General features: G+C 59.4%; 6 protein-coding genes and 1 pseudogene. All 7 read right to left on the reverse strand.

Annotated features, from left to right (window positions below):
• Nucleotides 1-92: 92 nt before the first annotated feature.
• Nucleotides 93-473 (reverse strand): annotated as a pseudogene (locus C816_RS14850) (DNA cytosine methyltransferase); the annotation flags it as partial.
• A 16-nt stretch (nucleotides 474-489) separates the two neighbouring features.
• Nucleotides 490-1,389 carry a conjugal transfer protein TrbL family protein gene (locus tag C816_RS14855; RefSeq protein WP_040655691.1) on the reverse strand — a complete coding sequence of 300 codons (900 nt, stop codon included), beginning with the start codon at nucleotides 1,387-1,389 and terminating at the stop codon, nucleotides 490-492.
• A gap of 6 nt (nucleotides 1,390-1,395) precedes the next feature.
• The gene (locus C816_RS14860; RefSeq protein ID WP_040655693.1) at nucleotides 1,396-1,725 is read right to left on the reverse strand and encodes a hypothetical protein; all 330 of its coding nucleotides are present in this window, start codon (nucleotides 1,723-1,725) and stop codon (nucleotides 1,396-1,398) included.
• 48 nt (nucleotides 1,726-1,773) lie between these two features.
• Nucleotides 1,774-2,106 (reverse strand): DUF3852 domain-containing protein, encoded by a 333-nt coding sequence (locus C816_RS14865; protein ID WP_016323222.1) that lies wholly within the window; start codon nucleotides 2,104-2,106, stop codon nucleotides 1,774-1,776.
• A gap of 88 nt (nucleotides 2,107-2,194) precedes the next feature.
• Nucleotides 2,195-8,992 carry a SpaA isopeptide-forming pilin-related protein gene (locus C816_RS21970; protein WP_016323223.1) on the reverse strand — a complete coding sequence of 2,266 codons (6,798 nt, stop codon included), beginning with the start codon at nucleotides 8,990-8,992 and terminating at the stop codon, nucleotides 2,195-2,197.
• A gap of 75 nt (nucleotides 8,993-9,067) precedes the next feature.
• Nucleotides 9,068-9,847, reverse strand: a complete 780-nt coding sequence (locus C816_RS14875; protein WP_016323224.1) for a CAP domain-containing protein — start codon at nucleotides 9,845-9,847, stop codon at nucleotides 9,068-9,070.
• Nucleotides 9,848-9,975: 128 nt separating this feature from the next.
• The coding region (locus C816_RS14880; protein ID WP_016323225.1) for a class D sortase at nucleotides 9,976-10,620 on the reverse strand (645 nt) is incomplete at its 5' end.

Genomic DNA, 10,620 nt, shown 5'->3' on the forward strand with positions numbered 1-10,620 from the left:
ACTTACGAGATAAAGACACATTTGCGCAAAAATATCCAGGCTGTGCATAATTTATTTCTTATCATAACGTACCTTATGCGTTGAAGCACATAAGGTACGTTTTCCCAGCACATCCATCGTGGGCGAACAGCGAGCCCTGTCCGTCCTCCTTCCATATCTGCATTTCGCATCTCCTTCACAATTCGAATTTGTTCCATAAAAAGGCCGGAGCGGGCGCCGGACAAACCGGCTCTCGCTCCAGCCACACTGAGATCCTGACAAGGGCTGCCGCCGCAGATGATGTCCACAGGCGGCAATTCTGCCCCGTCCAGCTTGGTGATGTCCCCCGCATGGATCATGCCGGGGAAACGGTGCTTTGTGACTTCGATGGGGAAGGCTTCAATTTCGCTGGCCCACACGGGCGTGATCCCGCTGCGAACCGCCGCCAGAGGGAAGCCGCCGATCCCGTCGAAGAGGCTCCCCATAGTGAGCATTTTTCTCCTCCTGTCCTTATTTCGCTGCCGCCTGCACAACGGTGCGGGTGGTATTGACGGCAGCCTGGGCGGTATAGACGGCGCTCATGATATTGGCTCGGGTGGTGGTGTCCAGACCGAAGGTCCCGGCGATCCTGGGCACCTCACCCGCGGAGAGCATGAGGCCCAGTCCCAGCAGAGCGTGGTCCTTAAACACCATCAGGCCCGCTACCAAAATGGTGGATTGCAGGAAGGCCGTCAGGCACAGGCCAATCACCTGTTTGCTCCACTGGACAAAGCCGTCTGTGTAGCCTCTGGGGACGCTGAACATATAGAGGCTCCCCACTGCAATCTGGATGAGCAGGATGCCGCCTCGCTTCAGGTTGGCGAAAAACACCTTGATTACCGCATAGGCCATCATAATGATGCAGAACAAAAGCATGATGGGGCTGGTGAGGACGCTCATGCCAAAACTGGGCGCGCCCGCCATATCCGCAAGGCTCTCCACGCTCATCAGTTCCTCAATGATCCGTTCTCCCACGGTTCCGATGCTGGTTCCGGCTCCGGTCAAGCCAATTGCGAAGGTCCCTTGCAGGGACACGGACAGAGCGTAAAGCCGCACAGGCACCACGGTAAACAGGCTCACCGCCATGAAGCCCTTGATGGCGTTCAGCGCCGTATGTTGGAGGTTGCCTCTGCCGGTGGAGTATTCAATGCCGAACTCAAAACCGGAGACCACCAGGCTGACGCCAAACAGCGCCCAGCCCAGCTGAGAGAAAAACAGGACGATGGCGCTGACCCAGTCCAGCGCGAACAGCTCCACGCCCATATTTCCCATCTCGGCAAAAAAGTTGCCGAGGAAGCCCACCACCTGTCCATAGAACCAATCGACCAGATTGTCCATGATGGTGGAGGCTACAAAGTCGAAGATAAAAATTGGGTATCACCTCTTTTCTGAATCAGGCTCCTGAAAAAGAAGCAGATAGTTTTCCGCCGCCTCCCAGAGCGTGTCAAGATCCAGAGCAGGGCGGCAGATGCCCCACTCTGGATCAGACCCGCAGCCTGGAGTTTCCCGCTTTCGCCGCAAAGGCAGATCGTGGGAGTGGATGGTTACCGAATCAACCGGCCCGGTGTGCCGGTTGAAAACTGTCAGCGTTATTCCGTTATAATAGCCTCCGCTGGAGGCAAACTCGACCTTTGCAAGATTCCAGCTGTCCAGCCGGACATAGCAGACGGCGCCAAGACAGACAGCGTCTGGACGGCGCCTGGCCACAGCTTGCCGAAGCTCCTCTCCGAACGGCATATTTGCTGCCGGGCCCCATCAAATCCCGATGATGCCCCAGATATAGGAGGGAGCAGTGAGGGTAAAGACCAGGCAGGCAAAGAGGATCACCGGCCCAGTCCACTCAAACTGGCCATGCTTCTTGTAGTCGAAGTAAGCCATACCTAATTTGGTAAAGAAGGCGATGGCCAGGACCATATCCAGCGCGGGGAAGACCACGTTCTCCACCACGGTCTTAATCTGGGTCGCGGCGTCGGTCCAGGTACTCTCCACCGCGGAGGCCACATCCCCGGCGGCGAAGGCGGGAGCGCAGCAGAGGGCCGCCACCACCATGGCGGCGGCAAGGATACGGAGCATTTTTTTGAGTTTCATCTTGATTTTCCTCCCTGTATTCATTTAGATTTACAGAAGAGGAGCCGCCCTTGACAGGCGGCTCCCCATTCAGCATGGATGGATCGGCTCAATAGCCGGTGCGGGGCAGGGGCTTGGCGGGCTTGTAGACCCTGGTGACCCATCTGCTGGTGGCCATGATCCACTGACCGTTGTACACGCCGCCTACATCCGCCTGGTTGACGAACTGGGTCCCTCCGGTGAGCCAGGACACCACATTGCAGTATACCTTGGGTGACTCCACCTGCCGGAAATTGCCGGGTACGATGCCGAAGGAAACCATAAACTCGGTGACGTACTCGTTGGAGGCCAGTCCCAGCGCGGCGGGGGAGGCGTCCAGCACATGGTTCTGCATGGTACTCAGGTTGTCGTACATGGTGCGGTACTCGCCGTTGAGATTGGTCTTGAACACAATCTTGTAATTCCCCTGCACGTTGTAGGTTCCGGTGACGATCTTGTCCAGCCGCACCGCCTGGACGGGCAGGGTGTCCCGCCAGTAGAAGCTGGTGAGCGCGGTGGTGGAATTGTTGGCGATGTTAGAGAAATCATAGCGGATCTGCTGGCCGGGCATGACCTCGGTGTAGCCGGTCTTCTTGATGGAGACGTTGGTGTATAGGGCTTTGTTGGTCATGGCCGTCTTGACGATCTGGCCGGCGTGCTCGATCTCCACCTCAATGGGCGTCTTATCCAGGCCGTAGAACTCAGCGGCCTTGGACTCCACCACCTTGTACCGGCCCAGGGGCAGGGGCTTGGACACGGCTACACCATTTTTATCGGTACGGATGGTATCCACCAGATTGCCGGTGCGGTAGTGGTAGATCTCGAACTCCGTGCCGGGAATGGGGGTGCCGGCGGGCCAGCCATTCATGGAGTTGTAGTCCTCTGAGGTCTTGGTAATCTGGATCTGACCTGTGATGGCGGTGTTCTCCCAGGTGATTTCGGTGGTGGTCCCATCGGTGACGTAGACCGTTTTCAATTGGGTATCCACCAGGTAGCCGTCATTCTCCAGTTCCCGCAGGTAGTAGCGGCCAGAGCCGGGCAGGTCGTCGATATGGACGTAGCCCTTGTCATCGCTGCTGTACTGCCCGATGGGATTCTTGTTGGCGTCATAGAGGAGGAAGGTCACCCCGTAGATGCCCTGCTTGGTAACGCTGTCGACCTTGTGAATCAGGATGCCGCTGACTGCCCGATTGGTGACGGTGACTGTGGTGGCTTTGCCGTCCCGGACGGTGAAGTAGGTGGGGGTGGCGTCCAGCTCGAAGCCCTTGCCGGCCTCAATCTCCACCGCGTAGTAGTCCCCGGCATCCAGATCCAAGTGGGCGCGGCCCTGCTTGTCGGTGGTGATAGTGTCCACCAAGCCGCCGTCCATGCGGCGGATCTCAAAGGTGGTGTTGGGGATTCGCTGGCTCTTGTCAGCCTCGTTGACCTTGATCAGCTCCAGCCCGCCCACAGGAGTGTTATAAAATCTAAGGGTCTGGGCGTCCCCCACCTTGATCTGGATGGACTTGGGGGTGGTGTCCAGCAGGTAGCCGTCCAGGGCGCGAATCTCCTTGGCGATGATGGTCTTGCCGGGTTCCAGGCCCTCGATCACGATCCGGCCATTCTCGTCAGTCACATACTCGCCGTTGGCGCTGCCCAGCACCTGCCCGTTGGATTCGGTGACCAGGAAGGTCACGCCCTTCAGGGGGGTGGTGGTGCCGGTGATGTACTTCTCAATGACCAGCCGGGTCTTAGGGTCATTCTCGAAAGTGAGATCGTTGCCGCCGTTGGTTCCGCCACCCACATTGGTGGTGCCGCCCGGATTGGTCGTGCCGCCAGTATTGCCGTTGGTGGTCCCGCCCACGGTTCCGCTGTTCACAGAGTTGGAGCCGTTTTTCACGATGATGGTCTGGGGCGTGCTGTTGAGGACATAGCCACTCGGCACCTTGGTCTCGGTGACCACCACGGTGCTGCCGGGAACAAGGCCGGTGACTGTCACGGTCCCATCTTTGCCGGTGGTGTAGCGGCCCAGCACAGTGCCGCTGCCGTCCCGCACAGTGAACTCAGTGCCGGGAACAGGCTTGCCGGTGACGGAATCCAGCTTGGTCAGGGTCAGGCTGCACAGGGGTTCGTTCAGGAAGGTGAGGGTCTGGGTGTCCAGAGGATTCACCGTGACCGTCTGGGTTTGGGTACTCTGGTCGATGACATAGCCGGGGGCGGGCTTGGTCTCCTTGACCACCACGGTCCCGGTGATACCGTTGATGCGGATTTCTCCCTTGTCATCGGTGGTGTAGAGGCCGTTGCTGCTCAGGTGGCCGTTGTCGTTATCAACGTACCCGCCGTTGGCGTAGGTGAGCTGGAACTGCGCACCGGAAATGAGCGCGCCGCTCACACTGTCCTTCTTCTGGATGACCAGGGTTCCGGCCCGCTTGTTCCAAAATGTCAACTGCTGCACTTCGCCGCCCTTGATGAGAATATCCTGGGGAGTTCCGTCTAAAACGAAGCCCTCCACGGTCTTGATCTCCCGCACCTTCACGGTGGTGCCGGGTTCGATGCCCTCCAGCACGATCTCACCGGCCTTGTCCGTGTAATAGATGCCATCGTCCGGACCGACAGCGCCGCCGTTGCCGTCTACAACCTTAAAGGCCACGCCGGACAGCGGTTCGTTCTCGGTTCCCTCGATAAACTTCCGAATAATCAGCGTAGTGCCGGGTTCATCGTCAAAGATCAGGGTGTTGGCCACACCGCTGCGCACCACGATATTCTTGGGGGTCTCGTCCAGAATGTACCCGTTGGGGGCCTTTTTCTCGGAGACGACCACGGTGGAATTGGGAGCCAGCCCGGTGACGGTGACAGTACCGTCTGTGCCGGTGGTGTAGAGGCCGTTATTGGGGCCGATCACATGGCCGGAGCTGTCCCGTACCATAAACTCAGCGCCCCGCAGGGGCTTCTTGGTTACAGCGTCCCGCTTCAGGATGGTCAGGGTGCAGAGGGGATCATCGTAAAATCTGAGTGTCTGGGTGTCCCCGGCGTTGACCACAACCGTCTGGGGCGTGGGGTCCTTGCGGTAATTGTCCGGAGCCTTTTCTTCGGACACCACATAAGTGCCGGGGAGCAGCTTGGACAGAACGATCTGACCATTTTGGTCGGTGGTGTAGAGTCCGTTGGAGGAGGTCATCCCCTCGTTGTCCGGGGTCAGTTCACCGTTGGCAGTCATCACCTTGAACTGTGCGCCGGCGAGGGGCTGCTTGGTGACGCTGTCGTACTTCTCGATAATCAGACCACCCTTGCGGGTGTTTTTGATCACCACAGTCTGGGTGTCTCCACCCTGCCCGATGACCACGTTGGTGGAGGGCGTGTCGATGACATACCCGCCGTCCGGGGCCTTGATCTCATTGATGACATAGGCGCCGGGGGCCAGATTGGTGATTCTGATCTCGCCCTGGGCATCCGTGGTGAAAATGCCGTTCTGGGTCAGGGTAGACGAGCCGATGACCCCGTCCAGGCCCACCTCGCAGCCAGCGGCGGTGGTGATTCTGAACTCCGCGCCGGGAAGCACCTCATCGGTCTGGCTGTCCCGCTTTTGGATGATCAGGCTGCCTTTCGGCTGATTTTTGAAGGTAAGAGACACCGTTTTGCCCGCCTGGATCTGGATGGTCTGGCTCTGGGTATCCAGGATGAAGCCAGCGGGGGCGCGGACCTCGGTGACTACCACGCTCTTTCCCGGCTTCAGTCCGGGGATGCGGATCTCGCCATTTTCGTCTGTTCTGAAAATGCCGTTGGAGTCGCCAATCAGGGTCCCGTCCGCGTACATGATCTTGAACTCGGCGTTCTGGAGGGTCACGCTGGGGTTGGTGGCGCAGACCTTCCGAATGAGCAGGATGCCGTCCGGGGCGTTGTCGAAGGAGACGGTGACCACGTTCTGCTCACCCTTGTCGGAAATATAGACCGTTTCAGAGGCATTGATGATGGAGTAACCGTCCGCCGGGTCGATTTCCTCCACGATGTAGGTGCCGGCAGTCAACCCGGTCCAGATGGCGGTTCCGTTTTTCCCGGTCACCTTCGTACCGATGACCGTGCCGCCAGTACCGGAAGTGCCGCCCAAAAAGCGGAGCTGGAAGGTACAGCCGGGGAGGGCCTCATGGGTCATGCTGTCGTACTTTTCCACCACAATGGCATTTAACGGCTCGTTGAAAAAAGTGAGCGTCTTGCTCTCGCCGCCGTGAAGGATGACCTTCTGGGTGAGAGGCTCTTTCATCTGGAAGCCGGGAGCAGGCTCCACCTCAGTCACGGTGTACTCACCGGGGTACAACTTCTTGCCTTTCTCATGGAGCTTGATCTGGCCGCTGGCGTCGGTGACGAAGATACCGAAGTCCATGGAGGCGGGAGCGCCCGCAGCCTCACCATTGCTGGTGTAGGTCACACGGAACTTGGCGCCCTCGATGGGAGCGCCCGCAACAGAATCTTCCTTGAAAATGGTCAGCTCCGGGGTCTTGTGGTTGCGGAACACCACCGTCTTTTCATCGCCGGGATTCAGGGAGATAGTCTGCACCCGGTCGGCGTCCTTGTCCGGCAGGTAGTAGGGGGCGGGGACGGACTTCTCCGTGATACGGTAGGTTCCGGGGTCAACACGCAGAGCCACTGTGCCGTCCGCGCCGGTGGTCCAGTCATCCTTGTAATCGCTGTCGATCCCCTCCACGGTGAGGACGGTGCCGGGGACAGGCACTCCGGTATCGGCGTCAATCTTGGAGAGGGTCAGCAGGGGCTTCTTGCTGTTTTTGAAGATCAGGGTCTTTTCATCGCCGCCGTTCAGGCTGATGGTCTGGGTCCGGCCGGCTTCGTCCTCCGGCAGACAATAGGGTTCGGGGACGGACTTCTCCGTCACCCGGTAGCTGCCGGGTACAACGCGCAGAGTGGCGAAGCCGTCCGCCTCGGTGGTCACATCCTGGCGGTAGTCGCTGTCGATGCCCTCCACGGTGAACACCGTGCCGGGAATGGGGGTGTTGGTTCCCTGCTCTACCTTGGAGATTTTCAGGACAGGCTGCTTCAGGTTGTCAAAGACCAGCTCCTTGCTGTCTCCGGCCCCCAGCCAGATCGTCTGGGTGGGTTCGTCTCCCACCACATAGGGATCAGGGACGGACTTTTCCGTTACCTCGTAGCTGTCCACAGGAATATTGGAGAGGACCGCCCTGCCGTCCGGCCCGGTGGTCACATCGTTGTGGTAGCCGTAATGGATGCCGCGAATTTCAAAATGGGTGTTGGGGATTACATCCCCGGTCTGCGCGTCCCGCTTGAGAATGGTGAGGCTTGGCAGCCGTTTGTCGGAGGCCGTCACAGTCACCGTTCCGCCGCCGTTGACAGTTGCCTGATCCACATGGGCGATCACCGGCTCGGTAAGGGTGGCCCAGGGAGCCGGTACGGACACCTCCACGAAGGCGTACATCCCCTCGGTCACATCGGTGACGGTGATGGAGCCGTCCGCTTTGGTCTCCTCCGTGCCGATAATCTGACCATCCTTGACAATGTTGAACACAGCGCCGGGGAGAGGATTGCCGCTGTCATCCAGTTTGATGAGCCTGACCTTCACCTTGGCGTCATTCTCGAACACCAGGGCAATGTCAGTTTTGCCGTCCCAGACAAAGGTCTGCTTGGTTTTATTGACGTCCGGGCTTTTGGTGTAGCCCTCCGGGGGAGTGACCTCCTCGGCGGTGTAACTGCCCAGGGGCATATCCTTCCAGGGCACGTCCGTCAGGTAACCGCCTGCGCCGGTGACGTAGGTCCCGGTGAAGTCGTTGTCCACACCGGTGATCTTGATGACTGCTCCGGCAAGGCCCCTGGTGGGATCGTCCGCGTCCACCTTGCGGATACTGCCCTCGCCGGTGATTTCAGGGGTATCGCTAAACGTAACAGTTACAATTTTGTTGGCTCCATTGGGCAGAACGACATACTGGGGACCCGCGTTGTCGATCTCATAACCCTCCGGGGCTTCCAATTCCGTCACGGCGTAGGTGCCCGCTTCCAGCTTGGATACGGTAACAGTGCCGTCGCTGCCCGTTACTACTTCCTTGTTATAGGAGCCATTTTCGGAGGCCACCTTGAACCGCGCCCCCGACAGGCCCTTGTTGGGATTCGTGCTGTCTACCTTTTTGATGATCAGGTCATACAGCTCACGGGTCACGGTCAGTTCACCGATCATGATGGCCTGCACATCATTTGCCGGATGGTAGCTGGAGCCGGGACCGGCATATGCGTATTCATAAACGGCGCACTCGCCCCATACGCCCTGCGCGCCCAGGTCGAGGATATACTGCGCCCGGTCCCGGAACGATCTGCCGTCCATAGTCTCGTCAATACTGGAATAATTGGTGTGTTCCAGATTGTTGTAGACGCACAGCAGTTCCTCAGCGCAGGCAACCACGGGGTCGGACAGCAGACCGGCCTTGTAGCGCCAGACGATGGCCTGGGTCCAGGAGTTCATCGTCCATGCGTAGTTGCTGTCCCACACATCATCTACACCCAAAGCCTTGGCTTGATCAGTAAAGACGCCGGTGGAGTGGGCGTAGAAGTACGCCATCATGGTTTTGACGGTGGGGTCGTTGACCGGCTTGGGACTCCCCCAGGTGTGGCCCTCCAGTGACCAGCCCATGCCCTTGCCCTTCTCGGCACAGAAGCCCATGGTGCTTTTTCCGTTAAGTCCAAAGTGCATCTGGTGCAGATGGCAGGTACCCAGAGCCGGGGACTCATACTTAACCCCATTGTGGGTGCAGTCGTCCATCTTGATGGTGTCCGGCGTGGCGGCGAGGGCTGTGCCGGGGAGCAGGCCCAGCACGCAGACCAGGGCCAGCAGAGCCGCGATCAGGCGGGTTCGGGGAAAATGGAACTTTTTCATAGCTTGTCAGCCTCCTTTTTGACAGAAAACGGCCCTCCAGCTTGCGCTGGAAGGCCGTTTTGGTTTTATTTTCGCTTACGCATAAAAATTGACGCTGTTTGGGATTCCGACGAACATGTAGCAGTAGGTGATGCCGTCGTACTGGGTCACACCCACGCCGATGCAGTCGCATCTTGAGTCGATCATGGTCTCGAAGTGACCGGGAGAGTTGATCCAGTTGTCGACGGCGCGCCGGGCGGCGTCGTCTGTGCCGGTGAACACGGTGAGGTTATCTCCGAAACCGTAGGGGTAGCCGGCGTCAGCGGCGGCTTGGCCCTCCTCTGCGGCGTGATGCCAGGTGTAGCGCCGGTCGGAGCAGGCTTGGGCGGCGGTCATCAGGGCCTCGCTGACCGGCAGCTCCGACACGCCGTTGGCCTTGCGGGTCTGGTTGATCAGCCGGATCATCTCCTGCCGGATCTCCAGGTTGTCCGTCAGGCTGGCGCTGTCCATGCTGGCGGGAGCTTCCGGCGCGGCGGGGGCGGCGGAGCCGACCGTCAGCGTCATGCTCCCGCATTCCCCGGCGCTGTTGGATGCGGTGATCTCCGCGGTCCCCGCCCCCTTTGCGACAGCCACCCAGAAGGTCAGCACCTGCTCCACCGCTACCGTGTCCGGGTCGCTGGAGGTGACGGTGTAGTCGATCCCGCTGGGGCCGATGATCAGGCCGCTTCGCTCCCCTACCTCCAGGGTACTGCCCTTGTAGCTGCTCACCCGGATGGGTTCGTTGGGCGCTTCCGCTGCCGCGGCGGGGACGGTGAGCCCAATGGTGAGGGTGGCTGCCGTCAATGCGGCGGCAATGCGCTTTTTCATGCTGGTCATACTTTTTTCCTCCTGTATTCCGTATTTTTTGGTGCTTTTGCAAGCAATACAATATCGGAACAGAGGTCAAAAGTCGAGAAGAAAATGCAATCTAAAATGGAGAAACGAGCGGGCGAAAACGAAGCATATTAGCTAATTTCCACACCCTGGACGCACCACCGCTGGTCACGCTGGTCACGGACACAGGTATAAAGCGTGATCATGTTGGTGGTGGAGGCGGCGAGGGCACTGCGGTCTGTCTCACTCACCTTGGAGACACTGGTCACCTCATAGGTCCGGGTCCCAAGCTGTGTGGTCAGGGAGATGGTATCGCCCACCTCCAGCGTGTGGATCTCCCCGAAGTGGTTGTTCACGCCCCGGTTGTGGGCAGCCAGCGCCACATTTCCATCCCAGATGGAGGTGTCCTCAAAATGACCCGCGCCCTTCTTCAGCGCGGCGCTGTCCGTACCCTGGTAGATCTTGACGCTCAGACCAATGGCGGGGATCTTCAGCGTGCCCAAGTGTCCTCCGGAGTAATAGAGATCGTCCGTTACCGCCGTGTAGCCGCCGGAGGCACTGCCGGGGTTGGTCACTGTCACCGAGGACGAGCCGGGGACATAGACGGAGCCGCTGCCGGAATCCGTTCCCATACTGCCGCCCATGGCGGGAGGCTGGATGACACCGGCGCTGCCGTTGATAATGGCTCCGGAGGTGGGCTGATAGCCGGGAGCCAGATTGGGAGTGAGGGGCGTGCCGGTGTGCAGGGTGTCGGCGCTGTAGCTGCCGAAGGCGGG

Source organism: Oscillibacter sp. 1-3, assembly GCF_000403435.2.
Lineage (GTDB): Bacteria > Bacillota > Clostridia > Oscillospirales > Oscillospiraceae > Oscillibacter.